This window comes from Streptomyces sp. NPDC037401 (assembly GCF_055602345.1).
The window spans coordinates 15,843-41,398 of the sequence record NZ_JBVJWO010000021.1; the positions used below are offsets into that span (position 1 = coordinate 15,843).

At 74.5% G+C, this 25,556-nt stretch carries 24 protein-coding genes and 1 pseudogene; 13 read left to right on the plus strand and 12 right to left on the minus strand.

What is annotated here, in order from left to right:
- Positions 1 to 36 precede the first annotated feature (36 nt).
- The 3 genes from ACZ7H1_RS22710 to ACZ7H1_RS22720 all read left to right on the plus strand — a co-directional run bounded on the left by ACZ7H1_RS22710 (position 37) and on the right by ACZ7H1_RS22720 (position 1,499).
- A complete protein-coding gene (locus ACZ7H1_RS22710) occupies positions 37 to 582 on the plus strand; it encodes a CinA family protein (protein WP_470789083.1) in 546 nt (181 codons plus the stop codon).
- A gap of 109 nt (positions 583 to 691) precedes the next feature.
- Positions 692 to 1,072 (plus strand): helix-turn-helix domain-containing protein, encoded by a 381-nt coding sequence (locus tag ACZ7H1_RS22715; protein ID WP_470789084.1) that lies wholly within the window; start codon positions 692 to 694, stop codon positions 1,070 to 1,072.
- Positions 1,073 to 1,175: 103 nt separating this feature from the next.
- Positions 1,176 to 1,499 carry a hypothetical protein gene (locus ACZ7H1_RS22720; protein ID WP_470789086.1) on the plus strand — a complete coding sequence of 108 codons (324 nt, stop codon included), beginning with the start codon at positions 1,176 to 1,178 and terminating at the stop codon, positions 1,497 to 1,499.
- On the opposite strand, the gene ACZ7H1_RS22725 is transcribed toward ACZ7H1_RS22720, so the two are convergent.
- From ACZ7H1_RS22725 to ACZ7H1_RS22735, 3 genes are read right to left on the minus strand one after another with little or no spacing between them, the layout of a single operon-like run.
- Positions 1,447 to 2,262 carry an SDR family NAD(P)-dependent oxidoreductase gene (locus ACZ7H1_RS22725; protein ID WP_470789087.1) on the minus strand — a complete coding sequence of 272 codons (816 nt, stop codon included), beginning with the start codon at positions 2,260 to 2,262 and terminating at the stop codon, positions 1,447 to 1,449. The two genes, ACZ7H1_RS22720 and ACZ7H1_RS22725, sit on opposite strands and share 53 nt — an antisense overlap.
- 45 nt (positions 2,263 to 2,307) lie before the next feature.
- Complete coding sequence (locus tag ACZ7H1_RS22730; protein WP_470789088.1) at positions 2,308 to 3,117, minus strand: Fpg/Nei family DNA glycosylase; 810 nt, start codon at positions 3,115 to 3,117, stop codon at positions 2,308 to 2,310.
- A gap of 50 nt (positions 3,118 to 3,167) precedes the next feature.
- Entirely contained in the window at positions 3,168 to 3,740 is a 573-nt protein-coding gene (locus tag ACZ7H1_RS22735) for a TetR/AcrR family transcriptional regulator (protein ID WP_470789089.1), read from the minus strand.
- A 118-nt stretch (positions 3,741 to 3,858) separates the two neighbouring features.
- Here ACZ7H1_RS22735 and ACZ7H1_RS22740 point away from each other — a divergent pair, with 118 nt between their 5' ends.
- A complete protein-coding gene (locus ACZ7H1_RS22740; RefSeq protein ID WP_470789091.1) occupies positions 3,859 to 4,293 on the plus strand; it encodes a VOC family protein in 435 nt (144 codons plus the stop codon).
- Complete coding sequence (locus ACZ7H1_RS22745) at positions 4,290 to 4,997, plus strand: NADPH-dependent F420 reductase (RefSeq protein WP_470789092.1); 708 nt, start codon at positions 4,290 to 4,292, stop codon at positions 4,995 to 4,997. Before ACZ7H1_RS22740 ends, ACZ7H1_RS22745 begins: the two co-directional genes overlap by 4 nt.
- Here ACZ7H1_RS22745 and ACZ7H1_RS22750 read toward each other — a convergent pair whose 3' ends face one another.
- Together ACZ7H1_RS22750 and ACZ7H1_RS22755 are read right to left on the minus strand one after the other, a co-directional pair.
- Positions 4,998 to 9,650: an ATP-dependent helicase gene (locus ACZ7H1_RS22750; protein ID WP_470789094.1), complete on the minus strand. Its 4,653-nt coding sequence runs from the start codon at positions 9,648 to 9,650 to the stop codon at positions 4,998 to 5,000.
- Between the two features lie 74 nt (positions 9,651 to 9,724).
- Positions 9,725 to 10,582, minus strand: coding sequence for an AraC family transcriptional regulator (locus tag ACZ7H1_RS22755; protein WP_470789096.1), 858 nt, complete (start codon positions 10,580 to 10,582; stop codon positions 9,725 to 9,727).
- Between the two features lie 175 nt (positions 10,583 to 10,757).
- On the opposite strand from ACZ7H1_RS22755, the gene ACZ7H1_RS22760 reads away from it, so the two are divergent.
- A complete protein-coding gene (locus ACZ7H1_RS22760; RefSeq protein ID WP_470789233.1) occupies positions 10,758 to 11,528 on the plus strand; it encodes an AzlC family ABC transporter permease in 771 nt (256 codons plus the stop codon).
- Entirely contained in the window at positions 11,525 to 11,833 is a 309-nt protein-coding gene (locus ACZ7H1_RS22765; RefSeq protein WP_470789098.1) for an AzlD domain-containing protein, read from the plus strand. Before ACZ7H1_RS22760 ends, ACZ7H1_RS22765 begins: the two co-directional genes overlap by 4 nt.
- Here ACZ7H1_RS22765 and ACZ7H1_RS22770 read toward each other — a convergent pair.
- Positions 11,802 to 12,743: a hypothetical protein gene (locus tag ACZ7H1_RS22770; protein WP_470789100.1), complete on the minus strand. Its 942-nt coding sequence runs from the start codon at positions 12,741 to 12,743 to the stop codon at positions 11,802 to 11,804. The genes ACZ7H1_RS22765 and ACZ7H1_RS22770 overlap by 32 nt on opposite strands.
- Positions 12,744 to 12,823: 80 nt before the next feature.
- Between ACZ7H1_RS22770 and ACZ7H1_RS22775 the strand changes: the two genes are divergently transcribed.
- A complete protein-coding gene (locus ACZ7H1_RS22775; RefSeq protein WP_470789102.1) occupies positions 12,824 to 13,018 on the plus strand; it encodes a DUF3046 domain-containing protein in 195 nt (64 codons plus the stop codon).
- 315 nt (positions 13,019 to 13,333) lie between these two features.
- Entirely contained in the window at positions 13,334 to 14,422 is a 1,089-nt protein-coding gene (locus ACZ7H1_RS22780; RefSeq protein WP_470789234.1) for an AI-2E family transporter, read from the plus strand.
- On the opposite strand, the gene ACZ7H1_RS22785 is transcribed toward ACZ7H1_RS22780, so the two are convergent.
- Both ACZ7H1_RS22785 and ACZ7H1_RS22790 read right to left on the minus strand, forming a co-directional pair.
- Positions 14,376 to 15,119 (minus strand): Clp protease N-terminal domain-containing protein, encoded by a 744-nt coding sequence (locus ACZ7H1_RS22785; protein WP_470789104.1) that lies wholly within the window; start codon positions 15,117 to 15,119, stop codon positions 14,376 to 14,378. The genes ACZ7H1_RS22780 and ACZ7H1_RS22785 overlap by 47 nt on opposite strands.
- A gap of 94 nt (positions 15,120 to 15,213) precedes the next feature.
- On the minus strand, positions 15,214 to 16,047 hold the full coding sequence (locus tag ACZ7H1_RS22790; RefSeq protein ID WP_470789106.1) for an MBL fold metallo-hydrolase: 834 nt from the start codon (positions 16,045 to 16,047) through the stop codon (positions 15,214 to 15,216).
- Between the two features lie 174 nt (positions 16,048 to 16,221).
- On the opposite strand from ACZ7H1_RS22790, the gene ACZ7H1_RS22795 reads away from it, so the two are divergent.
- From ACZ7H1_RS22795 to ACZ7H1_RS22810, 4 genes and pseudogenes are all read left to right on the plus strand, one after another.
- Positions 16,222 to 17,754 carry an alpha/beta hydrolase gene (locus ACZ7H1_RS22795; RefSeq protein ID WP_470789108.1) on the plus strand — a complete coding sequence of 511 codons (1,533 nt, stop codon included), beginning with the start codon at positions 16,222 to 16,224 and terminating at the stop codon, positions 17,752 to 17,754.
- Positions 17,755 to 17,901: 147 nt separating this feature from the next.
- Positions 17,902 to 19,029 (plus strand): recombinase RecA, encoded by a 1,128-nt coding sequence (gene recA, locus ACZ7H1_RS22800; RefSeq protein WP_470789109.1) that lies wholly within the window; start codon positions 17,902 to 17,904, stop codon positions 19,027 to 19,029.
- A pseudogene (gene recX / locus ACZ7H1_RS22805) lies at positions 18,912 to 19,610 on the plus strand (recombination regulator RecX); the annotation flags it as partial. The gene recA and the pseudogene recX, both read left to right, overlap by 118 nt.
- Positions 19,611 to 19,739: 129 nt before the next feature.
- Positions 19,740 to 22,316 (plus strand): ABC transporter permease, encoded by a 2,577-nt coding sequence (locus ACZ7H1_RS22810; protein WP_470789235.1) that lies wholly within the window; start codon positions 19,740 to 19,742, stop codon positions 22,314 to 22,316.
- Positions 22,317 to 22,451: 135 nt separating this feature from the next.
- On the opposite strand, the gene ACZ7H1_RS22815 is transcribed toward ACZ7H1_RS22810, so the two are convergent.
- From ACZ7H1_RS22815 to ACZ7H1_RS22830, 4 genes are all read right to left on the minus strand, one after another.
- On the minus strand, positions 22,452 to 22,853 hold the full coding sequence (locus ACZ7H1_RS22815; protein WP_470789111.1) for a rhodanese-like domain-containing protein: 402 nt from the start codon (positions 22,851 to 22,853) through the stop codon (positions 22,452 to 22,454).
- Positions 22,850 to 23,404 carry a cupin domain-containing protein gene (locus tag ACZ7H1_RS22820; protein ID WP_470789113.1) on the minus strand — a complete coding sequence of 185 codons (555 nt, stop codon included), beginning with the start codon at positions 23,402 to 23,404 and terminating at the stop codon, positions 22,850 to 22,852. The genes ACZ7H1_RS22815 and ACZ7H1_RS22820 overlap by 4 nt, the downstream gene beginning before the upstream one ends.
- A gap of 85 nt (positions 23,405 to 23,489) precedes the next feature.
- Positions 23,490 to 23,576, minus strand: a complete 87-nt coding sequence (locus ACZ7H1_RS22825; protein ID WP_470789237.1) for a putative leader peptide — start codon at positions 23,574 to 23,576, stop codon at positions 23,490 to 23,492.
- A 40-nt stretch (positions 23,577 to 23,616) separates the two neighbouring features.
- On the minus strand, positions 23,617 to 25,341 hold the full coding sequence (locus ACZ7H1_RS22830) for an FAD-dependent monooxygenase (protein WP_470789115.1): 1,725 nt from the start codon (positions 25,339 to 25,341) through the stop codon (positions 23,617 to 23,619).
- Positions 25,342 to 25,556 lie beyond the last annotated feature (215 nt).

Below are 25,556 nucleotides of genomic sequence, written 5' to 3' on the forward strand. Positions count from 1 at the left end.
CGGAGCGAGTGACAGGACTGAGTGGCGAGAACGGTCATGACAGGTGCTGCTGGGGGCAGTGAGGTCGCCGGTGCGGGCGGGACCGCGGCGGACGTACTCCGGCTGCTTGCGGAGCGTGAGGAGACCCTCGCCGTCGCCGAATCGCTCACTGGAGGACTGGTCGCGGCCGAGTTGACTTCGGTTCCGGGGGCCTCGCGTTCTTTCCGCGGCTCGGTCACCGCGTACGCCACCGAGCTCAAGGAACAGGTGCTCGGCGTCGACGGCCCGCTACTGGCCGCATACGGTGCGGTGAACGCGCAGGTCGCGACGGAGATGGCGGCCGGGGTACGGCAGGCGCTGGGTGCGGTCTGGGGGATCGCGACCACCGGCGTGGCCGGGCCGGACCCGCAGGACGGGCAGCCGGTGGGGACGGTCTTCGTCGCCGTGGCCGGTCCCGGGGGCGGGAAATCCACGGCATTGTGGTTGAACGGCAGCCGTTCGGACATCCGTAGGGAGAGTGTACGGAGGGTGCTCGAACTGCTTCTGGGGGAACTCCGCGCGACGGCGCGGACACAGGGTGGGAAACAGAACGGGGGGACTTGATGTTTACAGCCCTGAGTGAACACGACATCGCTCCCCGCACGGCCGCGGCGGGAGGCGGTACGGTGGGGCGTGAAGGATGCCGCTACACGGTCAGAGGAGGGAGCCACCGATGATTCTGCTCCGTCGCCTGCTGGGTGACGTGCTGCGTCGGCAGCGCCAGCGCCAGGGCCGTACTCTGCGCGAAGTCTCCTCGTCCGCCCGAGTTTCGCTCGGCTATCTCTCCGAGGTGGAGCGGGGGCAGAAGGAGGCATCCTCCGAGCTGCTCTCCGCGATCTGTGACGCGCTGGACGTACGGATGTCCGAGCTGATGCGCGAAGTCAGCGATGAACTCTCGCTCGCCGAGCTGGCCCAGTCGGCCGCGGCAAGCGAACCGGTGCCTGTACCGGTCCGCCCGATGCTCAATTCGGTCTCGGTGACTTCGGTCACCGTTCCGACGGAGCGGGTGACCATCAAGGCGCCGGCCGAAGCGGTGGATGTCGTAGCCGCTTGAGGTGAAGCGTGGGTGAGGCCCTGGTCGGGTGCGTGTGCGCCTGACCAGGGCCTCGTGCTGTCCGTGACCGTTCTGGATGCGGGCGGCCGGGGGGTACGGGAGGATGGGCGCGTCCCTACCCCGGCCGGAGGAGGCAGCCGTGTGGCGGTTACCGGCGCCCGTTCGGGTGGCCGCTGCGGTGGCCGGCGGGGTGCTCTGGTGGTGGGCGGTGCTGCGGCTCACCCTGGTGCCCGGCCGGGCCGGTGTGGTCGAGGGTGCGGTGGCGGTGGGCGGGTGGAGCCTGAGCCTGCTGCCGGTCCACTCCGTGCCGCTGGCACGGGCGGCGGGGGTGTCCGCGGCCCGGCGCCGCGGGGACGGGGTGCTCGTCCCGGCCGCTACCAGGGCATGGCGACGCCGCCGTTCGGGCGGAGGATCTGACCGGTCATGAACGACGAGGCGTCCGAGGCGAGGAACAGCACCGTCTGGGCGATGTCGGCGGCCTCGCCCACCCTGCGCAGCGGGGACATGCGCACCATTGCGGCCTCGGTCTGCTGCTGGACCTCGGGGCTGTGGCGACTGGTCATCGGTGTGCGGATCCAGCCGGGGGCCACGGCATTGACGCGGATGCCGAGCGGGCCGACCTCGGTGGCGAGGGTCTTGGTGAGCTGGACGACCGCGGCCTTGGCGGCGCTGTAGCAGAGCAGACCGGGCTGGGCGGCGTCCACGGCGCCGGAGGCCATGGTGATGATGCTGCGCGGGCGGCCGGCCGCTTCCGGCGCGGTCATGGCGCGGGCCGACTCCTGGCAGGCGTGGAGCACGCCCTTGAAATTGACGTCGAGGACCCGGTCGAGGTCCTCGTCCAGGGTGTCCAGGACGCTGCTCGTGTGCATGATGCCGGCGATGGCGGCGGTGATGTCGAGGGGGCCGGCGGCGGCGACCGCGGCCCTCACCTGGGTCCGGTCGGTGACGTCGAGGGGGTGGACGGCGGCGGTGCCGCCGGCTGCGCGGACCAGCCCGGCGGTCTCGTCGAGGCCCTTCTCGTCCAGGTCGGCGCAGTGGACGGCGGCGCCCGCCGCGGCGAGGAGTACGGCGGTGGCCCGTCCGATGCCGCCTGCGGCGCCGGTGATCAGCGCGGTGCGGCCGGTGAGGTCGTACGAGGCGATGGGTGTGGGCATGCCGGGACGGTACGACCGTTTCTGACGGACCGTCAACTACGCGGCGGCTGCGCGATCTGCCGCGTGGTGGTCACGGGGTGGTCATGCGGCGGGGCCCGACTGGCAGTGCGGGCACCAGTACGTCGGCCGGTCGTCCTGCTGTGCGCTGCGGACCGGGGTGCCGCAGCGCAGGCAAGGGCGGTGCTCGCGCCCGTAGACGAAGAGGTCCTGGCCGGGGCGGCGGCTGCCGGTGGTGTTGCGCCGGTGGTGCCCGGCGCCGGGCGGTCCGGTGTTCGCGGCCAGCAGGCGCTGGGCGGCAGCGGCCAGGCGGACGGTGGTGGAGGCGGGATCGGGGAGGCCGCCGACCGGGGTCCACGGGGTGACCCCGGCGAGGAAGCAGAGCTCGCTCTTGTAGATGTTCCCGATGCCGGCCAGGTTGCGCTGGTCGAGGAGGGCTTCCCCGAGCGGCCGGCCGGGCGCGGCGAGCAGGTTGCGGGCGGCCGCGTCCGGGTTCCAGTCCGGCCCGAGGAGGTCGGGGCCGAGATGGCCGACGACGCCGTCCTCGTCGGCGGTGCGCAGCAGGTCGAGGACGGGCAGGCGGTAGCCGACCGCGGTGTCGTCGGCGGTGCCCAGGACGGCCCGGACCTGGTGGTCGGGGCCGCCGCGCCAGTGGGCGCCGGACGGGTAGACGTGCCAGGCGCCGTCCATGCGCAGGTGGCTGTGGAGGGTGAGGCCGCCCTCGATGCGGGTCAGCAGGTGCTTGCCGCGCGGGGTGACGTCCAGGACCTCGCGGCCGGTGAGGTCGGCGGTGGCCAGGCGGGGGACCCGCAGGTCGCTGCGGATCAGCACGCGGCCCGCCAGGGCGGCGTGCAGCCGGGCGGCCGCACGCCAGACGCTGTCTCCTTCGGGCATGGGTCCATTGTCCGCACGATGCGGGCGGGCGGGGCGGGGGCGGGGCGGTCTCAGGAGCCGGCGCAGCCCAGGGCCTGGCGCAGGACGGCGAGTACGTCCTCCCGGGCGGGTGGCGCGGGTGCGGTCATGGCGTGCAGGCACAGGCCCGTCATCAGCGGGGGGACCGTCGCGGCGGCGACCGGGCCGAGCAGCGGGGTCAGGACCTCCACGGACGCCTCGGCCGACAGGCTCGCGGCCGACCGGAGCTCGGGGCGGCGCAGCGCGGCGACGTGGAGCTCGTACTCGACCACGGCCTGGGTCCGGCCCTCGCCGAGGCAGCGCATCACGCTGTCGGCCAGGGCTTCGGTGATCTCTTCGCGGGTGGCGTCGGCGTGGTCCTGCGCCCACTGGCGGACGAAGGAGGCGAAGCGTCCGGCGGCCCGCTCCAGGGCGGCGTGGACCAGCGCCTCGCGGTCCGCGAAGTGGTACGTCGTCGAGCTCAGGGACACGTCGGCCCGCTCGGCGATCGCGCGGTGGGTCAGGCCCTCGAGGCCGCGCTCGGCGATCAGCTCTTCGGCCACCTCGGCGATCCGCTCGCGGCGGTTCGGGTCGTGTCGCCGGGTGCGGCGCGCTTTCTCGGTCACTGTGGTCGGGCTCCTTCCCTGCCGGGCACACTCTCCCACAGAATTTTATTGGTACGGACGTCCGTACCAATGTTAGGTGGTGGAGAAGTCAGGGGGGCCGGATGGAAAGAGGAACGTCATGGCAAGCGCACATCCCCTGAACCTCGTGGACGTCACCGTCCCGCGCGAGGCGCACGACGAAGCCCGCCGCTTCTACACCGACACCTTCGGCTGGAGCGTGGAGGTGGACATTCCCGGCTACCCGATCATGGGGACCGGCGCGGGCGGCAGCCAGGTCGGGCTGATGTGGGAGGGCAACCCGCAGTCCGGGGACCTGTCGGGGTTCTGGCGGACGGGCAAGGCGGTGCCGTTCCTCGGCACCGAGGACATGGAGGCCACGGTCGCCGAGGTCGAGCGGCACGGCGGCGAGATCGCCGCGCCCGCACGCCAGACCGGACCCGTCAAGGTCGCGGTCGTCCGGGATCCGTGGGGCAATGAATGGTTCCTGTGCGATCGCGGCCAGGACGGCGGCGACAGCGGCCGGAACGCCGGCGAGAACGGAGCGTCCGCATGAAGATCGCAGTCCTGGGCACCGGTGGCGGAGGCCGCGAGCACGCGGTCCGGCTCCTCGAACTCGGCCACGAAGTCGTCGTCGGAACGCGCGACCCGAAGGCCACCCTGGCCCGCACCGAGCCCGACATGATGGGGAACGAACCCTACGGCCAGTGGCTCGCCCGGCATCCCGGCATCCGGCTCGCCACCTTCGCCGAAGCCGCCGCGGCCGGCGACCTGATCGTCAACGGCACCGACGGCATCAACTCCGTGAAGGCCCTCACCAGCGCGGGCGCCGCGAACCTGGCCGGCAAGACGGTCATGGACTACGCCGTGCCGTTCGTCTACAACCCCGAGGTCGAACACCCCTGGCCGACGCCCTGGGGCGTGATGCCGAAGTTCGACCCCGTCGACACGGACAGCCTCGGCGAGCAGATCCAGCGGGCCTTCCCCGAGGCGCGGGTGGTCAAGGCGGGCGTCACCCAGGAGCAGTCGACCGTCGTCAACCCGCAGGGTGTGGCCGGCGGCGACCACACGATCTTCATCGCCGGCGAGAACGCCGAGGCCAAGCAGGAGGTCACCGCACTGCTGCGGGCCTACGGCTGGCAGGACGTGCTCGACCTCGGGCCGCTCGTCTCCGCGCGGGGCATGGAGATGTACTCCTACCTGCACAGCGCGATCCAGTTCGCCCTCGGCGGGCACTTCGGGATCAAGGTCATGCGCTGATCAGCCGCGCAGCCGCAGCCCCCTGGGGGTGGCATGGAAGCCCGCCGCCTCCAGGGCCTTGCCGAGCGGCGAGGTCAGCGCCGCGGAGCCGTTGATCCGCTCCACCGTGAGGGTGGGCAGCATGCCCGCGCGACCCGCCGCGGCGAGCCCGCCCGCGGCCGCGGGCAGCCGCGGATCGTCCGATTCCGGCCAGCACAACAGCGTCTTGCCGCCCCGCTCCAGATAGAGCGTCAGCTCGCCGTCGACGAGCACCACCAGCGACCCCGCCTTGCGGCCCGGCTTGTGGCCCGCGTCCTGCGGCGGATCCGGCCAGGCGAGCGCGGCGCCGTACGCATTGGCAGGGTCCGCCGCCGCCAGCACCAGGGCCTGCAGGTCGGCGCCCGCACCGCCCCGGTCGCGGGCCGCGGCCGCCGCGCGCAGCCGGTCGACCGCGCCGTCCATCGCGAACTGGGCCGCTCCCAGGCCCTCGACCACATAACCCCGGCGGGCCTGGCCGCTGTCCTCGAACGCCGACAGGACGCGGTAGACCGCCGAGAAGCCGCCCTCGACGCCTTCCGCGGCGACCGCCCCGCGTGTCACCACGCCGTGCCGGTCCAGCAGCGTACGGGCCAGGGCATGCGCCCGGTGCGTGGTCCGCGCCTCGGCAGTCGGCAGCAGGGCCCAGCGCCCCGCGACCGTCGGCGGGCCCGAGCGGGACACCGTCGCGCTGAGCGTGCCGTAACGGCCCCTCGGCACCGTCCGCTTGGCCCGGTGGGCCGTCGAGCCCGCGGTGCGGCCCGAGCCGAGCAGGGAGCGCAGCGGCGCCAGGGTGTCGTTGGTCAGCCGGCCCGACCATGCCAGGTCCCACACCGCGTCGGCCAGCTGGAGGTCCGTCACCTCCGGCTCCACGGAGCGGACATGCTGCGCGATCTGCCGGAAGAACAGGCCGTACCCGCCCGCCAGCGCGTCCAGGACCGCCTGGTGCAGCGGGGACAACTCCAGCGGGTGGGGCGGCGGGAGCAGCAGCGGGGCCGCGTCCGTGAGGTACAGGGAGACCCAGCCGTCCTTGCCGGGCAGCGCCCCGGCCCCCGCCCACACCACTTCGCCCGTCGTCGTCAGCTCGTCCAGCAGAGCGGGGGAGTACCCGCTGACGCGGGACGGCAGGACCAGCTTCTCCAGGGCGGAGGCAGGCACCGGGGCACCCTGGAGCTGCTCGATCGCACGGGCCAGCCCGTCGATCCCCCGCAGGGCACCGCCCAGGTGCTGCCACTGCGGCAGGAAAGTGGCCAGAGCGGCCGGCGGCACGGGTTCCAGCTCCTGCCGCAGCGCCGCCAGGGAACGCCGGCGCAGGCGGCGCAGCACCGTCGCGTCACACCACTCCTGGCCGATGCCCGCGGGATGGAACTCGCCCTGGACCACCCGGCCCACGGCGGCGAGCCGGTGCAGCGTGCCCTCCGTCACCGCCACGCCCAGGCCGAACCGTGCCGCGGCCGCGGCCGAAGTGAACGGGCCGTGCGTGCGGGCGTACCGGGCGAGGAGGTCGCCCAGCGGATCCTTGACCGGCTCCGTGAACGCCTCGGGCACGCCCACGGGCAGGGCGGTGCCCAGCGCGTCGCGCAGCCGGCCCGCGTCCTCGACCGCCGCCCAGTGGTCCTCACCGGCGATCCGGACCGCGATGGCCCGCCTGGCCGCCGACAGCTCCTGCGCCCAGGCGGGCTCCGCGCCCCGCGCGGCCAGCTCGGCGTCCGTCAGCGGGCCCAGCAGCCGCAGCAGGTCCGCCACCCCCTCGGCGTCCTTGGCCCGCCGCTCCTCCGTCAGCCACTGGAGCTCCCGCTCCAGCTCCGCCAGCACCTCCGGGTCCAGCAGTTCCCGCAGCTCCGCCTGGCCGAGCAGCTCGGCCAGCAGCCTCGAGTCGAGCGAGAGCGCCGCCGCCCGCCGCTCCGCCAGCGGGGAGTCGCCTTCGTACAGGAACTGCGCGACGTACCCGAAGAGCAGCGAGCGGGCGAACGGCGAGGGCTCCGGGGTGGTCACTTCGACGAGGCGGACCCGGCGCGCCTCGATGTCGCCCATCAGCTCCGTGAGCCCCGGCACGTCGAACACGTCCTGGAGGCACTCGCGTACGGCCTCCAGCACGATCGGGAACGAACCGAACTCCGACGCGACCTGGAGCAGCTGGGCCGCCCGCTGGCGCTGCTGCCACAGCGGGGTGCGCTTGCCCGGACTGCGGCGCGGCAGCAGCAGCGCCCGCGCCGCGCACTCCCGGAACCGCGACGCGAACAGCGCCGAGCCGCCGACCTGCTCCGTGACGATCCGGTCGACGTCGCCCTTGTCGAAGGTGACGTCGGCCGCGCCGAGCGGTGCCTGCGCGCTGTCGAACTCGAAGGACGCGACGCCGACTCCGGCCGGGTCGTGGTCCAGGAGGTCCAGCCCCAGCAGGTCCGCATCCGGCAGCCGCAGCACGATCCCGTCGTCCGCGTGCATCACCTGCGCGTCCATGCCGTACCGCTCGGCGAGCCGGGCCCCCAGCGCCAGCGCCCACGGGGCGTGCACCTGCGCCCCGAAGGGGGAGTGGACCACCACCCGCCAGTCGCCCAGCTCGTCGCGGAACCGCTCGACCACGATGGTCCGGTCGTCCGGCACGTGACCGCACGCCTCGCGCTGCTCCGCCAGATACGCGAGGACGTTGTCCGCCGCCCACGCGTCCAGCCCGGCCGCGACCAGCCGCAGCCGGGCGTCCTCGTCCGTGAGCCCGCCGACCTCCCGCAGAAACGCGCCGACCGCCCGGCCCAGCTCCAGCGGACGGCCCAGCTGGTCGCCCTTCCAGAACGGCAGCCGGCCCGGCACGCCGGGCGCCGGGGTGACCAGGACCCGGTCCCGGGTGATGTCCTCGATCCGCCAGGAGCTGGTGCCCAGGGTGAAGACGTCGCCCACGCGGGATTCGTAGACCATCTCCTCGTCGAGCTCGCCGACCCGCCGCCCGCCGCCCTTGCGCCCCGAGGCGCCGTCGGAGTCCGTCGAGCCCGCCAGGAACACCCCGAAGAGCCCGCGGTCCGGGATCGTGCCGCCCGAGGTGACCGCGAGGCGCTGGGCACCCGGCCGGCCCGTGACCGTGCCCGCGACCCGGTCCCACACCACCCGCGGCCGCAGCTCCGCGAACGCGTCCGACGGATAGCGGCCGGCCAGCATGTCCAGGACCGCGGTGAACGCCGACTCCGGCAGAGCCGCGAACGGCGCGGCCCGCCGCACCAGCGCCAGCAGCTCGTCGGCCTGCCAGGTGTCCATCGCCGTCATCGCGACCAGCTGCTGGGCCAGCACGTCCAGCGGATTCGACGGGACGCGCAGCGACTCGATGGACCCGCTGCGCATCCGCTCGGTGACCACCGCCGCCTGCACCAGGTCGCCCCGGTACTTGGGGAACACCACGCCCGTCGAGACGGCGCCCACCTGGTGGCCCGCCCGACCCACCCGCTGGAGCCCGGACGCCACCGACGGCGGTGACTCGACCTGCACCACCAGGTCAACGGCCCCCATGTCGATGCCCAGCTCCAGACTGGACGTCGCGACCACGGCCGGCAGCCGGCCCGCCTTCAGGTCCTCCTCCACCAGGGCCCGCTGCTCCTTGGAGACCGAACCGTGGTGGGCGCGCGCCAGCACCGCGGGCGCGCCCTTCGCCGCCCCAGACTGGGCCATGATCTGCGCCGGCGGAGCCCCGTCGGGCAGCGCGCTGCCGAGGGCGCGCTCGGTGGCGATCTCGTTCAGCCGGTTGCACAGCCGCTCCGCGAGGCGGCGGGAGTTCGCGAACACGATGGTCGACCGGTGGGCCTGGACCAGATCGACGATCCGCTCCTCCACGTGCGGCCAGATCGACGGCTTGTCGCCGCCCTCCCGGTCGTCCGGGGAGCCGCCCCCGGCCTTCGGTGCGGGGACCGACACCTCGCCCATGTCCTGCACCGGCACGACCACCGACAGGTCGAACTCCTTGCCCGAAGGCGGCTGGACGATCTCCACTTTGCGCTGCGGGGAAAGATAGCGGGCCACCTCGTCGACCGGCCGGACCGTCGCGGACAGCCCGATCCGGCGCGCAGGCCGCGGCAGCAGCTCGTCCAGGCGCTCCAGGGACAGCGCCAGATGCGCGCCGCGCTTGGTCCCCGCGACCGCGTGCACCTCGTCCAGGATCACCGTCTCGATCCCCGCCAGCGCGTCCCGCGCCGCCGAGGTCAGCATCAGGAACAGCGACTCGGGCGTGGTGATCAGGATGTCCGGCGGCCGGGTGGACAGGGCCCGCCGCTCGGCGGCCGGCGTGTCACCGGATCGGATCCCCACCCGGATGTCCGGCTCCGCCAGCCCCAGCCGCACGGACTCCTGCCGGATCCCGGTCAGCGGGCTGCGCAGATTGCGCTCCACGTCCACCGCGAGGGCCTTGAGCGGCGACACGTACAGCACCCGGCAGCGCTTCTTCGCCTCGGCGGGCGGCGGTACGCTCGCCAGCCGGTCGAGCGCGGCGAGGAAGGCCGCCAGGGTCTTGCCCGAGCCCGTCGGCGCGACCACCAGGACGTCCGAGCCCTCGCCGATCGCCCGCCAGGCACCCTCCTGGGCGGCCGTGGGCAGCGGGAAGGCCCCCGTGAACCAGGATCGGGTCGCGGGGGAGAACGAGTCGAGCGCGCTGCCGGCCATGCCCCCCATCGTGCACCCGCCCACTGACATCGGGCCGCACCCCGCCCCCGCCGCCGGTGTCCGCCCGGTCCGCCTCAGCCGCGCAGGCCGCGGCGCTCGCGCCGGTACGCCCCCGGAGGCACCCCCACGATCCGCGTGAAGTGCCGGTTCAGGTGCGGCTGGTCCGTGAACCCGACCGCCACGGCCGCCTCCGCCGGTGCCGCCCCCGCCGCCAGCATCCGCCCGGCCCGCCGCACCCGGGCGTCGGTGAGCCAGGTGTGCGGCGGCATGCCGTACGCGTCGCGGAAGGACCGCAGCAGCGCGAACGGGCTCGTGCCCAGCTCGGCCGCCAGGGCCTCCAGCGAGGGCGGGTCCGTCAGCCGCTCCTCCAGTACGGCCCGTGCGCGCGCCGCCGCCGCGGCTCCGGCCCCGGCCGCCGGGCGGGCCGGCAGCGGGCCGCCGTACCGGCGCAGCGTCCGGGCCACGACGACCCGCAGCAGACTGTCGGCGGCGAGGGCGTTGCCCTCTTCGGCCGCCCGGTGCACTTCGCTGATCAGCCGGGCGGTCTCCGGGTCCGGCACGGTGGTCTCCGTGAAACCGGGGGTGCCGGAGAGCGTGGAGAGCTCCGCGGCCACCTCGGTGACGATCTTCCGCGCGGGGTAGAGCGTCGCGTACGCCCAGCCTTCGGGGGCCCCGGCGCGGGCGGTGTGCGGCACCTCGGGGTTGATCAGGACCACGCTGCCCGGACCGGCCCGGTCGGTGCCGCCCGGCAGGCCGATCTCCTCGATCCCGCCGGTGACGGCCGCGATCACGTACCCGTCGTGCGCGTGCCGCGGGAAGGTGTGGCGGACGTAGTGGGCGCGCAGCAGGTCCAGCCCCGGCAGCTGCTCGTACTGCCAGTGCCGTGCCCATTCGCCGTCGCCGCGCGTGGAACCGCGCGTGGAGCCGCCCATACGGCCATTCTGCGTGCAGGAACGGGCGGGAACGCGCGGGGGCGACGCGCACGGACGTTCCGCAGGACCGTCGCCCGCCGACGTCCCCCGAGCCCGTCGCGCAAGAACGTACAAGACGCAGCCGGGGCCGCCGCCGTACGTTCGCGGCGTGGGAGACCGGACAGCAGGCGCAGCGATACGAGAAACACCCCGGGAAGAACCCCGCGCCACGGCGCCGGGTGGCGACGGGCCCGCGGGGGAGGGCGCCCGACGCGCCGTGATCCGGGACGCACTGGGCGTGGGCGTGGCCGTCGGCCTGTCCGGGTTCGCCTTCGGCGTCACGGCCGCGGGCTCCGGCATCACCGTGCTCCAGGCCTGTGCGCTGAGCCTGCTCGTCTTCACCGGCGCCTCGCAGTTCGCGCTGGTCGGCGCGCTGGCGGCCGGCGGGAACCCGTTCACCGCGGCCGCCGGAGCCTTCTTCCTCGGCACCCGCAACGCCTTCTACGGCCTGCGGCTGTCCCAGCTGCTCGCCCTGCCCGGGGCCGTCCGCCCCCTCGCCGCGCACTGGGTGATCGACGAGACCGCGGCCGTGTCCCTGGCCCAGAAGAGCCGGGCCCACGCCCGCCTCGGCTTCACGGTCACGGGGCTCAGCCTGTACGTGCTGTGGAACCTCACCACCCTGCTCGGCGCCCTGGGCGCCGAGGCCATCGGCGACACCAACCGCTGGGGCCTCGACGCCGCCGGACCCGCCGTCTTCCTGGCCCTGCTCGCCCCCATGCTGCGCACGGCCACGGAACGGGCCGTGGCCGTCCTCGCGCTCGTCCTCGGCCTCGGGCTGCTGCCCTTCCTGCCGGCGGGCCTGCCGGTGCTCGTCGCCGCCCTCGCGGCCCCCGCGGTCCTCTTCCTCAAGGGCCGCAGCCCCCGCAGCCCCGGCAGCCGCGCCGGCCGGAAGGGAACCCGCTCATGACCGTCTGGATCGCCATCGCCGCCACGGCGGCCGGCTGCTACCTCCTCAAGCTCGCCGGACTGCTCGTCCCGGCCGGTGCCCTGGAGCGGCCGGTCGTGCAGCGGCTGGCCGCCCTGCTGCCCGTGGCCCTGCTCGCGGCGCTGACCGCCCAGCAGACCTTCAGCTCCGGCCAGGCCCTCGCCCTGGACGCCCGCGCCGCGGGGCTGGCCGCCGCCGGTGCCGCGCTGCTGCTGAGGGCGCCGTTCCTCGTCGTCGTCGGGGCGGCCGTGGTCGTCACCGCGGGCGTGCGGGCTGTGGGCGGCTGACGCCCGGCACCCGGCCGTACGCGCGCAGCGTCAGCAGCGCCTCGATCGTCGCGATCGGACGGCGCTCCAGCGCGCTGCCCGGGGCCCAGGCGCGGCGGTGCACCGGCCAGCCGCCGTCCTCCTGCTGCTCCGACACCAGGTAGTCCAGCGAGCGGCTCAGCTCCTCGTCCGTGAACCAGCCGCGGGCCGGGGACTCGGGCCGCCGCGCGAGATCGTGCGGGAAGAGCTGCTCACCGGGCGCGCAGCCGGGAGCCGGCGGGTAGTCCTCCCGTCGGCACGGATCGAGGACGACCAGGCCGCGCTCGCGCACCAGCCGCCCGAGCCGGTCGGCCGCGGCCAGCGCGCGGGACCGGTCGGGCACGCCCTCCAGGAAGGCGACGGCTGCCTGGATCTCGTACGGGTGCCCGTGCCGCAGGGTCTCGATCCGCTCCCAGCACCACTCGGTGGCCCGGAACAGCCACGCGTGCCACACGCGGTTGCGCTGCAGCACCCCGACCACCGGGCCCGTCGTGAGCAGCTCGCCCGGCGCGTCGTCGAGTACGGGGTGGAACGGCGCGGGAAGCACCCGCGGGGCCGGGCACAGCAGCGGCAGTGCGCCCTCCGGCGTGGACACCTCGGTCAGGTGGCGGCACAGCCGCTCGATGCGCTGCCCCGCGCACCGGCCCAGGCTGTCGAGCACCCGCAGCGCGTGCGCGGTGTGCAGGGGCTGGCTGGCCGGTCCGCGCAGGTCCGGATCGAGCGCGTGCCCGTAGCCGCCGTCGCCGTTGAGGTACGCGCCCAGGGCGGCGTCGACCGGGTCGGGCCCGCCGCCGAGGAAGTGGAAGGCGAACCGGCGCTGTTCCAGCACCCGGGCGGTGAGCCAGATGAACTGTTCGGCGCGGGCCAGCGGTGATGCCTCGTCTCCAGCCATGGTCGAAACCGTAGGGCGGTGCGGGGTGCGCGGCGGGGGGAACGGGCCGGGGCCACTCTCCGGGGCGGGATACTGGTTGCATGCGGTTGACGATTTTCTGGGAGCGGATGGCCGACCACTTCGGCGCCGCGTACGCGGACTCCTTCGCGCGCGACCACGTGATGGCCGAACTCGGCGGGCGCACCGTGCGCGAGGCCCTCGACGCGGGCTGGGAGGCCCGGGACGTGTGGCGCGCGGTGTGCACGGCGATGGACGTGCCGGGCGAGCGGCGCTGACGGCGGCGGAGCACCGCCGTCGGACGGCTCTCGGCTGCCGGAGCGCCGATGTCAGCCGGATGTCAGGCGGGCGACGGATGTTCGAGGGGTGCGTACGGAAGACTGGGCCGCGTGGCAGCGACGCATGAGACCGATCAGCCCGACCACCAGCCGGCCGCGGAGGCCGCCGCGACGGCGGACCCGGATCCCACGGCGGGCGCCGGGGCCGGGGCACCGCTGCCGGGACCGGGAGCGCCACCGCAGGGAGCCGGAGCGCCACCGCCGGCCGGGCCCCCGGCAGGACCTCCGGCCGCACCGCCCGCAGGCCCGGCGCGGATGCCGCGCTGGCTGCCCCGGGCCGCGGTGCTCGTCCTCGCCCTCTACGCCTGCTTCCAGCTCGGCAGCTGGGCCTTCCACCAGCTGCTCGGCCTGCTCGTCAACATCCTGATCGCGCTGTTCCTGGCCCTGGCGATCGAACCGGCCGTCGCGCGCATGGCGGCCCGCGGCATGCGCCGCGGGCTCGCGACCTTCCTCGTCTTCCTCGGGGTGATGATCGCCGCCTGCGGATTCGTCTTCCTGCTCGGCTCGATGCTCGCCGGTCAGATCGTCGAGATGGTCGCGGACCTGCCTGCCTACTTCGACTCGGTGATCAAGTGGATCAACTCCACCTTCCACACCGAGCTGTCGCGCCTGGAGATCCAGGACAGTCTGCTGCGCTCCGACTGGCTCCAGAAGTACGTGCAGAACAGCGCGAGCGGCGTGCTCGACGTGTCCACCACCGTCCTCGGCGGACTCTTCAAGCTGCTGACGATCGCGCTGTTCTCCTTCTACTTCGCCGCGGACGGGCCCCGCCTGCGGCGCGCGCTGTGCTCCGTACTGCCGCCCGCCAAGCAGGCCGAAGTACTGCGGGCCTGGGACATCGCGGTCACCAAGACCGGGGGCTACCTCTACTCGCGCGGGCTGATGGCCCTGATCTCGGGCGCCGCGCACTACGTCCTGCTGGCCGTGCTCGGGGTGCCGTACGCGCCCGCGCTCGCGGTGTGGGTCGGCCTGGTATCCCAGTTCATCCCGACCATCGGCACCTATCTGGCGGGCGCGCTGCCGATGCTGATCGCCTTCACGGTCAACCCCTGGTACGCGCTCTACGTCCTCGGATTCGTGGTGGTCTACCAGCAGTTCGAGAACTACGTCCTCCAGCCCAAGCTGACCTCGAAGACCGTGGACATCCATCCGGCCGTGGCCTTCGGGTCGGTCATCGCGGGCACCGCACTGCTCGGCGCGGTCGGGGCGCTCATCGCGATCCCGGTCGTCGCCACGCTGCAGGCGTTCCTGGGGGCGTACGTCAAGCGGTACGAGGTCGTGGCCGCCGCTGCGGTCCCTAGCCGCCGGCGGGTGCGTCGAGTACGGCGGCCACGGCTTCGGTGACGGTCGTCTCGACGGCGGCCTTGTCCACGCCGAGGCCGCCGAGCACGCCCTTGCCGTCTTCCAGTTCGAGGAGCGCGAGCAGGACGTGCTCGGTGCCGACGTAGTTGTGGCCCAGGCGCAGGGCCTCGCGGAACGTCAGCTCCAGCGCCTTCTTGCCGCCGGCGTCGAAGGGGATCAGGTCCGGGACGGTCTCGGCCGGCGCCGGCAGGGCGGCGGACGCGGCGGTGCGTACGTCGTCCAGGGACACGCCCTGGGCGCGCAGGGCCATCGCGGCGAAGCCCTCGGGCTCGGCGAGCAGACCGAGGACCAGGTGCTCGGGGCGGATCTCGGTGTTGCCGGCCGCACGGGCTTCGTTCTGCGCGCTGACGACGGCGTTGCGGGCGCGGTCGGTGAACCGGCCGAAGCCCTGGCTCGGGTCGAGGTCGCCGTCGCCCTTGGGGACGAAGCGCTTCTGGGCGGCCTGCCGGGTGACGCCCATGCTCCTGCCGATGTCGGTCCACGAGGCCCCGGAGCGGCGGGCCTGGTCGACGAAGTGCCCGATCAGGTGGTCGGCCACGTCGCCCAGGTGCTCGGCGGCGACGACGGCCCCGCTGAGCTGCTCCAGGGCGTCGGTGTGGGCCTGCTTGATGGCCTCGATGAGGTCGTCGAGGCGTACCGGATTGGTCATGCGAACGGGTTCCACGGAAGGGTTCGTCATGAGGCAACCCTAGGTTGACAGTCGGAGGGGTGTCAACCATCGGTTGACACTCGAAGGGTGTGTGGCGGAGTCCGGCAGAGCCTGTGGGGGCCTTTCAGGGCCGGCTCCCCGGGGACCGGTCCGCCACCCCTCCCGGTTCGAAGCCCGCCAGCATCTGCTCCATCGCCTGCTGGTCCGGCCCGGTGAACGGGTCCGCGTCCGGCGCCCCGCTCAGCGTCTCGATCATCCGGGCGGTGATCCCGGCCGCAGGGGGCAGGTGCGTGCTCAGCACCCGCTCGGCGTCCATCTCCTGGAGCGGCCGGACCGTGGCCAGGTACTTGGACTGGTCGACGTTGTGCACCCAGGGGCTGTCCACCGCGGCCCACAGCAGCTGCGCCGCCCGGAGGTCCGCGGCGCCGAGTGCGGCCGCCTCGCCGCCGTCGGCCATGTCCGCGCTCGGCATCGGGCCGCCGAAGCAGTCGGAGCTGAAGCAGGTGCCCGACCGGCCGTCGTAGAAGCCCACGGTCGCCGGATTGTCGAAGAGCGGCGGCCGGAAGGCGGCGAGCGTGCGGTCGCCCACGTCGAGGGACTGCCCCGGATTGAGCAGGAAGATCCGGTCCATGGGCAGCGGACGCTCGGTGGACATGATCCCCGCGCCGATGAACGTGGTCACCACGCGGGCCTGCGGCGCGGCCTCGAGCAGGGCGAACAGGCCGCCGGTGTGGTCCCGGTCCGGGTGGGTCAGCCAGATCCACCGCACGTCCGCGGGGTCGACGGCCGAGCCGAGCGCCTCCAGGAAGTCCCGGTCGGGCAGGCCGAGCCCGGTGTCCACCACCACCGGTTCGGCGGCGTGCAGGACGAAGGCGTTGACGGGCAGGAAGCCTATCCCGGGCACCTCGAGGCAGTCCCCGAGCACGGTCACGTCCTGGCCGGCCTTGGTAATGGTCATGATCGGGCTCCGATGGCCCCCCTGGGCGGACGGGACCCTTCCATCGTGGGTCCGTCCGGATCCGCGCGCACGGCGCGGGGGGCGGGCCGCAGGCGCCGCGCGGGGGCTACCCCCACGCGGATCCGGCGGGCCCGCAGGATGGGTCCGTGACGTGTCACCGACAAGGCTTGCGGCATGACGACACCGACGAAGAAGTTCCTGCTCCTCGCCGTCTCCGCCGCCGCGGCGGCCTCCGCACTGACGGCCGCCCCGGCCACCGCCCGGACCGGGCCCCCGGCCACGGCCGGCACCCCGACCACGGCCGGCACCCCCGCGCTCGCCTGGCGCGACTGCACCAAGCCCGACGGACCCACCGGTCAGCAGTGCGCCACGCTCTCCGTACCGCTCGACTACGCCGACCCGCACGGCCGGCAGGTCGACATCGCCGTCAGCCGCGTCCCCGGCGACCGGCCCGAAGCCCGGCGCGGCACCCTCATCGTGATCCCCGGCGGACCGGGCGGATCAGGCGTCCAGCGGCTCACCGCGAAGGGCGCGGCGCTGCGGCGCGCGACCGGCGGCGCGTACGACCTCGTTGCCCTCGACCCGCGCGGGGTCGGCGGCAGCACCACCGCGAGCTGCGGCCTCGACCCCGCCGACCGGTACCTGACCACCCTGCGGTCCTGGCCCGGCGCGGACGGAGGGGCCGCGGAGAACGCGGCCCGCTCCCGGCGCATCGCCGAGGCCTGCCACCGCAACGGCGGACCCGAGCTGCGCAGCTTCACCACCGCCAACCAGGTCCGCGACACCGACCGCTTCCGGGCTGCCCTCGGCGAGGAGAAGCTCTCCGCCTGGGGGGTCTCCTACGGTGCGTACGTCGGCGCCGCCTACGCCCAGCAGTACCCGCAGCGCACCGACCGCTGGGTCCTCGACAGCAGCGGCGACCCCGACCCGGAGCGCGTCGCCCGGGGCTGGCTCGCGAACATGTCACGGGGCGCGGACGACCGCTTCCCCGACTTCGCCGCCTGGGCCGCCCACCCCGACCGGGAGCGGGACGGGCTGCGGCTGGCCGCGCGGGCGCAGGACGTACGCCCCCTGGTCCTCGCGCTCGCCGCCGCGCTCGACCGGACGCCGAAGGAGTCGACGACCCCCGGCGTGCCCCTGACCGGGAACGGCCTGCGCCAGAACCTGCAGAACGCGCTCTACTCCGACGCCGCCTTCGCCCCCTTCGCCCGCCTGGTCAAGGCGGCCCAGGACCCGGCGCGGACGCCGGACCTGCCGGCCGAGCTCGCGCGGCCGATCTCCGACGAAGGCGCCGCGATCATGGTCGGCGTCATCTGCAACGACGTCGCCTGGCCGCGGACGTCCGCGGCCGCGACCCGGCGTGCGGTCGCGGCGGACCGCGCCGCGCACCCGCTGACCGCCGGCATGCCGGTGAACGTCCTGCCCTGCTCCTTCTGGAAGGACCGGCCCGCGCAGAAGCCCGTCCGGATCACCCCCGAGGGACCCTCCAACATCCTGATGGTCCAGAGCCGCCGGGACCCGGCGACCCCCCACTCCGGAGCCCTCAAGATGCGCGCGGCCCTGGGCGACCGCGCCCGCCTGGTCACCGTCGAGCAGGGCGGCCACGGCGTCTATCTGGGCAACGGCAACGCGTGCGGCGACCGGACGGTCACGGAGTTCCTCGTCACAGGCGCGCGCCCCGGCAGGGACACGACCTGCCCCAACTGACACGCGCGTGGCGCGCTTGACACGGAAATCGAACATCCATTCTGATGAGTTATCCACAGCCGAAAAGGGCGTGGAGGCGCATTGTCAGTGGCAGGCGTTAGCGTCTTTCACGTGAAGCGATCGACTCAAGCATCCCGGGTGGAACCCATGGCAGGCACCGACCGCGAGAAGGCGCTCGACGCCGCGCTCGCACAGATTGAACGACAATTCGGCAAGGGCGCAGTGATGCGCCTCGGCGACCGGCCGAACGACCCCATCGAGGTCATCCCCACCGGGTCGACCGCTCTGGACATCGCCCTCGGCGTCGGCGGCCTCCCGCGCGGCCGCGTCGTGGAGGTGTACGGACCGGAATCCTCCGGCAAGACCACGCTGACCCTGCACGCCGTGGCCAACGCGCAGAAGGCCGGCGGCACCGTCGCCTTCGTCGACGCCGAGCACGCGCTCGACCCCGAGTACGCCAAGGCCCTCGGCGTCGACACGGACAACCTCATCCTGTCCCAGCCGGACACCGGCGAGCAGGCGCTCGAAATCGTCGACATGCTCGTCCGCTCCGGCGCCCTCGACCTCATCGTGATCGACTCCGTCGCGGCGCTCGTGCCCCGTGCCGAGATCGAGGGCGAGATGGGCGACTCCCACGTCGGCCTCCAGGCCCGTCTGATGAGCCAGGCGCTCCGGAAGATCACCAGCGCGCTCAACCAGTCCAAGACCACCGCGATCTTCATCAACCAGCTCCGCGAGAAGATCGGTGTGATGTTCGGCTCCCCGGAGACCACCACCGGTGGCCGGGCGCTGAAGTTCTACGCCTCCGTGCGTCTGGACATCCGCCGCATCGAGACCCTCAAGGACGGCACCGACGCGGTCGGCAACCGCACCCGCGTGAAGGTCGTCAAGAACAAGGTCGCGCCGCCCTTCAAGCAGGCCGAGTTCGACATCCTCTACGGCCAGGGCATCAGCCGCGAGGGCGGCCTGATCGACATGGGCGTGGAGCACGGCTTCGTGCGCAAGGCCGGCGCCTGGTACACGTACGAGGGCGACCAGCTCGGCCAGGGCAAGGAGAACGCCCGCAACTTCCTCAAGGACAACCCCGACCTCGCCAACGAGATCGAGAAGAAGATCAAGGAGAAGCTGGGCGTGGGTGTCCGCAAGGCCCCCGACGCCGAGCCCGGTCCCGACGCGGCGGGTGCCCCCGCCGAGGACGCGGCCAAGACCGTGCCCGCCCCGGCGTCCAAGGCCAAGACGGCCAAGGCCGGGACGGCCACCACGGCCAAGAGCTGACCGTGGAGCGTGCGGAAGAGGGCGGTTCCGGCTCGTCGAGGGCCGAGCGGGAACTGCCCCCGCAGAGTCCCGAGGAGCAGGCGCGGGCCATCTGCCTGCGCCTGCTCACCGGGACCCCGCGCACGCGGCGCCAGCTCGCGGACGCCCTGCACAAGCGGGGCATCCCCGAGGACGTGTCCGATGAAGTCCTCTCCCGATTCGAGGAGGTCGGCCTCATCGACGACGCCGCCTTCGCGGGCGCGTGGGTGGAGTCCCGGCACCACAGCCGCGGGCTCGCCCGCCGGGCACTCGCCCGCGAACTGCGCACCAAGGGAGTCGCCCCGGCACTGATCGACGACGCGATGGGGCAGCTCGACTCCGAACAGGAAGAGCACACGGCCCGGGAGCTCGTGGAGCGCAAGCTCCGCGCCACCCGCGGCCTGGACCGCGACAAGCGGATCCGCCGCCTCGCAGGCATGCTCGCCCGCAAGGGCTACCCCGAGGGCATGGCCCTGCGGGTCGTCCGCAGCGCCCTGGAATACGAAGGCGAGTCCGCCGAGGACGTGTACGACCTCGACGGCCCGGGATACGAACCCTTCTGAACCCTTCCAGAGCCTCGAGCCCTTCCGGCAGGGGGAGGCCGCCCCCGGCCGGGGTGGGGGTACCCCCCGTGGCCACACGGCGGGTCACGCCAATGTGCCGGGGCGGTGCCGGCCAGCATCGTTGCGGTCATGATGCTGCGCTACGCACTCCAGACCGTCCGGCACCGCAAAGCAGGCTTCCTCGGCGCCTTCGTCGCCCTCATGCGTGCGGCGGCCCTGGTCACGGCCTGCGGCACCCTGCTGGAAACCGGACTGCGCGGGACGATCGGCACCGAGCGCTACGCCGGCGCCCCGGTGATCGTCTCCGCCGACCAGAACGTCCACCGGACCACGGTCAAGGAGAAGAAGGGCAAGACCAAGGTCAAGCACAAGGCCAAGCCCCTCGCAGAGCGGGCCTGGCTGCCGGCCGGAACCCTGGCAACGGTCCGGACGGTGCCCGCAGTGGCGCAGGCCGTGCCCGAACTCACCTTCCCGGCAGTGCCGCTGACCGGCCGCGGCGCCGATCCCTCCGTCGGCCCCTCCGCCGGCCCCGACTCCGGCAAGCGCTCCTACGGCCACGCCTGGGAGTCCGCCGCGCTGACCCCGTTCACCCTCGCCGCGGGGCGCGCGCCCCGGACCGGGGGCGAGATCGTCGTCGACCGCGACCTGGCCGCCCGTGCCGGACTCCGCCCCGGATCCCGGCTCGCCGTCCAGGCGACCTCGGAGCCCCGGACGTACACGATCACCGGCATCGCCCGGACCGCGGACGGCACGCTCGCCCACCAGACCTCCCTCTTCTTCTCCGCCGCCGAGGCCCGGCGGCTGGCCGGCCGCCAGGGGCAGGTCACGGCCATCGGCGTCCTGCCCCGGCCGGGAGTCGGCACCGGCGAGCTGCGCACCGCACTCGCCGACGCGCTCCGCGGCACCGGCGCCCGGATCAGCAGCGGCGACGAGCGCGGCGCGGTCGAGTTCCTCGACGCGGCCGGCGCCCGCACCGCGCTCGTCTCCATGGGCGGCGCGATGGGAGGCACGGCCCTCCTCGTATCGGTCCTCGTCGTCTCCGGCACCTTCGCCCTCTCCGTCCGTCAGCGCCACCGCGAACTCGCCCTGCTGCGCGCCATCGCCGCCACCCCGCGGCAGGTCCGCCGCCTCCTCGCCCGCGAGGCGATGATCGTGGGCCTGGCCGCAGGAGTGCTCGGCGCCCTGGCCGGCCTGCCCCTCGGGGCCTGGCTGCACGGCCGGTTCGTCGAGAGCGGCGCCGTCCCCGCCACCCTGGAGCGCACCGCCGGGATCTTCCCGATGCTCGCCGCCGTCGCCGCCACCCTGCTCGGCGCGTGGGCCGCCGCCCGGATCGCCGCCCGCCGCCTCACCAGGATCCGCCCGGCCGAAGCCCTCGCCGAAGCCGCCGTCGAGCCCAGCCGGCCGGGCTGGTCCCGGACTGCCGCCGGAGCCCTGCTGCTCGCCGGCGGAGCCGTCCTCGTCGCCGTCCTCAGCACCCTGCGCACCGAGCCCGCCTCCACCCCGGTCACCTTCCTGGCCGTCGTGGTCCTGGCCGGCGCGGTCGCCCTGCTCGGCCCGCTGCTGGTGCGCGCCGCCGCCGCGCTGCTCGGCGGCCCGTTGCGGATCGCCGGTGCCAACGGCCGCCTGGCCACCGCCAATCTGCGCGGCAACGCCACCCGCATGGCATCCGCCGTCACCCCGCTCGCCCTGCTCGTCGGCATGACGTGCACGGTCCTCTTCGTGCAGCCCACCCTCGGCCATGCCGCCCGCGCCCAGGCCCGCGACGGCATCCGCGCCGACTGGGTGCTCGCCTCGCAGGGCCCCGGCGTCACCCCCGGCGCCGCCGAGAAGATCCGCCGTACGCCGGGAGTCACCGCCGCCACCGAGATCGTTCCCACCACCGTCCGGGTAGGCCTCGACAAGTACGCCGCCCAGGGCGTCACGCCCACCGGACTCGCCCGCACCTGGAACCCGGACGTCACCCGCGGCAGCCTCGACGGGTTCGGCACGGGCAGCGCCGCGGTCAGCGAACTGGCCGCCGACCGGCTGGGCGTGGGACCCGGTAGCCCCCTGAAGCTCACTCTCGGCGACGGGACCCCCGTCACCCTCACCGTCTCGGCCGTCTACGCCCGCGGGCTCGGCTTCGGAGACCTGACCCTCGCCCACGGCCTGGTCGCCGCCCATGTCGACAATCCGCTCGCCCGCAGCGTGCTGATCGCCGCCGAGCCGGGCACCGGGCGCGCCCGACTGGCCGCCGCGGTCGCGGAGTTCCCGGGCGCCACGGTCCTCTCCGCATCGGAGGCCGACACGGTGCGCGCAGAGCGGCAGCGGGCGAGTGCCGAGCTCAACCTGCTCGCCATGGGCCTGGTCCTCGTCTTCACCGCCGTCGCCGTGGTCAACACCCTGGCGATGTCCACCGCCGAGCGGATCCGCGAGTTCGGGCTGCTCCGCCTCGCCGGGGCAACCCGCCGCCAGGTGCTCCGGATGCTGCGCCTGGAGGCGCTGTCGGTGCTCCTGATCGGGGCGGTCCTCGGATCGGGCATCGCCCTGGCGGTGCTGACGGCCTTCAGTGTCGGCATGACCGGCGGCGCGGCGCCCGCGATCGTGCCCCTCGCCTACGCAACCGTCCTCGGCGCGGCCGCGCTGCCGGCGCTCGCCGCGACCGCCCTGCCGGGCCGGGCGGCCCTCCGGACCCGGCCGGTCGACGTCGCCACCGCCGCCCACTGACCGTCCGGACGCGGGGACCGCCCGGGGTCCCCGCGTCCGGGCAGCGGCCGGTTCTGCCGCGTGTTCAGGGGCCCGTTCGGGTTCCTGTCCAGAGGCCGTTCAGGTGCCGGTTCAGGTGCCGGTTCAGGTGCCTGTTCAGGCGCCGGTCACCGGGAGGCCGGCCGCCTTCCACGCCTGGAAGCCGCCGACCAGGTCGGTGGCCCGGTGCAGGCCCAGCTGGTGCAGGGAGGCCACGGCGAGGCTGGAGGCGTAGCCCTCGTTGCAGAACACCACGATCCGCAGGCCGTGCCCGGTGGCCTCGGGCGTCCGGTGGCTGCCCTGCGGGTCGAGCCGCCATTCCAGCTCGTTGCGCTCGATCACCAGCGCCCCCGGCACGGTCCCGTCCCGCTCCCGCAGGGCCTGGTAGCGGGTGTCGACGAGCAGCGCACCGGCCTGCCAGGCCGCGTACGCCTCCCGCGCCCCGATCCGCTCGTATCCGGCCCGCACCTGCTCCAGGAGCGCGTCGATCCCGGTCGGCCCGGGCGTGGCCGCGCTCACTGCCAGTCCGCCGGGCGCTCGACGTGCTCCAGCCGCAGCACGCTTCCGGTGCGGCTGTAGCGGCGGATGAGGGGCAGCGGCGGGTAGTACGCGTGCACCGAGACCGCGTGCTCGGTCTCGGACCCGTTGAACACCTCGTGCACGTGGAACTCGCGGAAGGCCCGCCCGGATCCCGCGCTCAGCGTGCGGCTGCGGTCCACGTCCCCGGCCAGCTCCAGGCTCCGCCACCCCTCGGAGGGCAGCCGGGCGGCGAGGGAGTGCTCGGTGAGACGGCCCGTGGCGGTCGCGAAGGCGCCGCGCGACTCGGCGTGGTCGTGCCAGCCGGTCCCGGTGCCCGGCGGCCAGCCGATCAGCCAGGCCTCGCTGCCGCCCGGCCCGTCGAGTCGTACCCACGTACGGCCCTCCGGATCCAGCGGCAGGGCTGCGACCAGCTCGGGATCGGCGGCGGTGCGCAGGGCGAAGTCGAGCAGCTCGGCGGCGGTGGGGCCCGTCAGCGGGCGTGCCGGGGCGTGCGGGGCGTGCGCCGAGGGGGCGTGGGCGGAAGCAGACACAGAAGACCGTCCTGAGGGTTCGCATGGGGGCGCGCGGGCCGCGGGCACGGAGGCGGGCGGCGCGGGGCGCGCGAGGGAAGGCGAATCAGCAGGACGGGCGACACACGCAGCCCGCGAAGCGGAGCAGGTCCATGTGGACCCTCCGCCAGAGGCGTACGTCGTTGCCGGTCATGTCCCGGAGTACACCACGAGCGGCCTCGAGGGTCAATCGATCACTGCTGGGGCGGGTTGAACGGCGAGGCGCCCGGGGCGGCCGCGGGCACGGCCGCCTCGCGCCCCGGGCCGCCGGCGACCGCCGCGGCTCCCGTGCCGTCCGTGCCGTCCGTGCCGTCCGTGCCGTCTGTGCTCTTCGTGCCCGCAGCAACGACAGGGCCGCCGCGCAGTGCGTCGGCCGCCGTGTACAGCTCGGCCGGGCGCACGCCCGCGAACGCCGCGGCCAGGTGCCCGTCCGGGCGGACCAGCAGCACCGTGTGCGCCGCAGCCCCCGGGTACGCCTCGGTGACGAGCAGTTCGGCCCGCACCGGGAGGGCGCTGACCGCCGCCGCGAGCCGCGGCATCACCCCGGCCGTGAGCCAGTGCCGTCGGTCCCACACCCCGGTTCCCGGCGCGACCAGCACCACCAGCAGCCGTCCGCGCCCCAGCAGGTCGCGCAGCGGTACGGTCGCCCCGTCCGGCGCGGTCACCCGTACGTCGCTCACCGGGGCGCCGGGCTCGGTGGCCGTCGGCGTACCCGACTCCGAGGGCGCCGGGGCGAGCTGGGAGCGGCCGTACCCCGGTGCCGAGCCCAGCGGCCCGCGTCCCAGGTGGCCGTCGGTCAGCAGGGCGTCGTGGCTGCGGGCCGCCCCGGGCAGGAGCGTGCGCAGGCCCCCGCCGCCGCGCAGCAGCGGCAGGGCCTGGTCGGCGGCGCGCAGCCGGGCCGCCACCGCCGTGCGCCGCTCCGACTGGTAGCTGTCGAGCAGGGTCTTCGAGGCTCCGTGGTGCCAGGCGAGAGCGAGCTTCCAGGCGAGGTTCTCCGCGTCCCGCAGGCCCTCCTCGACCCCCTGGGTGCCGAGCGCGCCCAGCAGGTGGGCCGCGTCCCCGGCGAGGAAGGCCCGTCCGGAGCGCCAGCGCCGGGCCAGCCGGTGGTGCAGGGTGTGCACCCCGGTGTCGAGCAGGTCGTACGGGGGAGTGGTGCCCCCGCACCAGCCCGCGAGGGTGTCGCGGATCCAGCCCACGAGCATCTCCGGGGTGACGAGCTCGCCGCGCGGGGGCAGCAGCCAGTCCAGCCGCCACACGCCGTCGGGCAGCGGCCGGGCGGTGACCTCGCCGGCGGCGCCGGCGTCCAGCCAGGGCGGCATGCGGTGCAGTACGCCCTCGCCGGGCCAGGGGAGTTCGGTGCGCAGGGCGGCCACGGCGTGCCGCTCGACGGCGGTGCGGCCGGGGAAGCGGATCTCGAGGAGCTTGCGCACGGTCGACCGGGCGCCGTCGCAGCCGACCAGGTAACTCCCGCGCCACCAGGTGGTCTCGGAGCCGCGGGTGTGCACGGTGACGCCGTGCGGGTCCTGCTCCAGGGAGTCCAGTTTGCAGTCGGTGACCAGCTGGACCAGCGGGTGGGCCGTGGCGGCGTCGCGCAGCCCGCGGCTCAGCGCGTGCTGCGGCACGTGCAGGGGTGCCGTCCGGGCGGGCCCGGAGTCCTCGAAGACGGTGCGTACCGGCTCCTGGCGGCGGCGCAGCGTGCGCCAGGCCGCCCAGCGGGCGCCTTCATCGCGCAGGGTCGCACAGCCCAGACGCTGGGCCATCGCGGCGGTGTCGGAGTGCAGTACGACGGTGCGCGCGGGGCGCGGTTCGTCCTTGCCGGGGCCTTCGTCGAGCAGCACGGAGGGCACCCCCTGCCCCGCGAGGGCAAGGGAGAGCGCAAGCCCGACGGGCCCCGCGCCGACGACGATCACCGGGTCCATGGCACGACTCCGGCGGTCCGGTAATTGATCACAGAACGTATGCAACCCACTGCGCGTGCTTGCGTCAAGTGACGGAGGCCCGACAGCGCGTTTCGCAGCGGGGTTCGGAAACGCCGTGGGGGGGGGGGGGGGGGGGGGGGGGGGGGGGGGGGGGGGGGGGGGGGGGGGGGGGTGGGGGGGGGGTGGGGGGGGGGGGGGTTGGTCGGGGTGTGGTG

Bases quoted from the DNA above. Each gene is read 5' to 3' on its own strand.
- ACZ7H1_RS22740 (WP_470789091.1), top strand. From the start codon at position 3,859: ATGGCAAGCGCACATCCCCTGAACCTCGTGGACGTCACCGTCCCGCGC.
- ACZ7H1_RS22810 (WP_470789235.1), top strand. From the start codon at position 19,740: ATGATGCTGCGCTACGCACTCCAGACCGTCCGGCACCGCAAAGCAGGC.
- ACZ7H1_RS22755 (WP_470789096.1), bottom strand. From the start codon at position 10,582: ATGGGCGGCTCCACGCGCGGTTCCACGCGCGGCGACGGCGAATGGGCA.
- ACZ7H1_RS22825 (WP_470789237.1), bottom strand. From the start codon at position 23,576: ATGACCGGCAACGACGTACGCCTCTGGCGGAGGGTCCACATGGACCTG.
- ACZ7H1_RS22745 (WP_470789092.1), top strand. From the start codon at position 4,290: ATGAAGATCGCAGTCCTGGGCACCGGTGGCGGAGGCCGCGAGCACGCG.
- ACZ7H1_RS22715 (WP_470789084.1), top strand. From the start codon at position 692: ATGATTCTGCTCCGTCGCCTGCTGGGTGACGTGCTGCGTCGGCAGCGC.
- ACZ7H1_RS22795 (WP_470789108.1), top strand. From the start codon at position 16,222: ATGACGACACCGACGAAGAAGTTCCTGCTCCTCGCCGTCTCCGCCGCC.
- ACZ7H1_RS22830 (WP_470789115.1), bottom strand. From the start codon at position 25,341: ATGGACCCGGTGATCGTCGTCGGCGCGGGGCCCGTCGGGCTTGCGCTC.
- ACZ7H1_RS22770 (WP_470789100.1), bottom strand. From the start codon at position 12,743: ATGGCTGGAGACGAGGCATCACCGCTGGCCCGCGCCGAACAGTTCATC.
- recA (WP_470789109.1), top strand. From the start codon at position 17,902: ATGGCAGGCACCGACCGCGAGAAGGCGCTCGACGCCGCGCTCGCACAG.
- ACZ7H1_RS22780 (WP_470789234.1), top strand. From the start codon at position 13,334: ATGCCGCGCTGGCTGCCCCGGGCCGCGGTGCTCGTCCTCGCCCTCTAC.
- ACZ7H1_RS22790 (WP_470789106.1), bottom strand. From the start codon at position 16,047: ATGACCATTACCAAGGCCGGCCAGGACGTGACCGTGCTCGGGGACTGC.
- ACZ7H1_RS22785 (WP_470789104.1), bottom strand. From the start codon at position 15,119: ATGACGAACCCTTCCGTGGAACCCGTTCGCATGACCAATCCGGTACGC.
- ACZ7H1_RS22765 (WP_470789098.1), top strand. From the start codon at position 11,525: ATGACCGTCTGGATCGCCATCGCCGCCACGGCGGCCGGCTGCTACCTC.
- ACZ7H1_RS22750 (WP_470789094.1), bottom strand. From the start codon at position 9,650: ATGGCCGGCAGCGCGCTCGACTCGTTCTCCCCCGCGACCCGATCCTGG.
- ACZ7H1_RS22710 (WP_470789083.1), top strand. From the start codon at position 37: ATGACAGGTGCTGCTGGGGGCAGTGAGGTCGCCGGTGCGGGCGGGACC.
- ACZ7H1_RS22730 (WP_470789088.1), bottom strand. From the start codon at position 3,117: ATGCCCGAAGGAGACAGCGTCTGGCGTGCGGCCGCCCGGCTGCACGCC.
- ACZ7H1_RS22720 (WP_470789086.1), top strand. From the start codon at position 1,176: ATGGGCGCGTCCCTACCCCGGCCGGAGGAGGCAGCCGTGTGGCGGTTA.
- ACZ7H1_RS22775 (WP_470789102.1), top strand. From the start codon at position 12,824: ATGCGGTTGACGATTTTCTGGGAGCGGATGGCCGACCACTTCGGCGCC.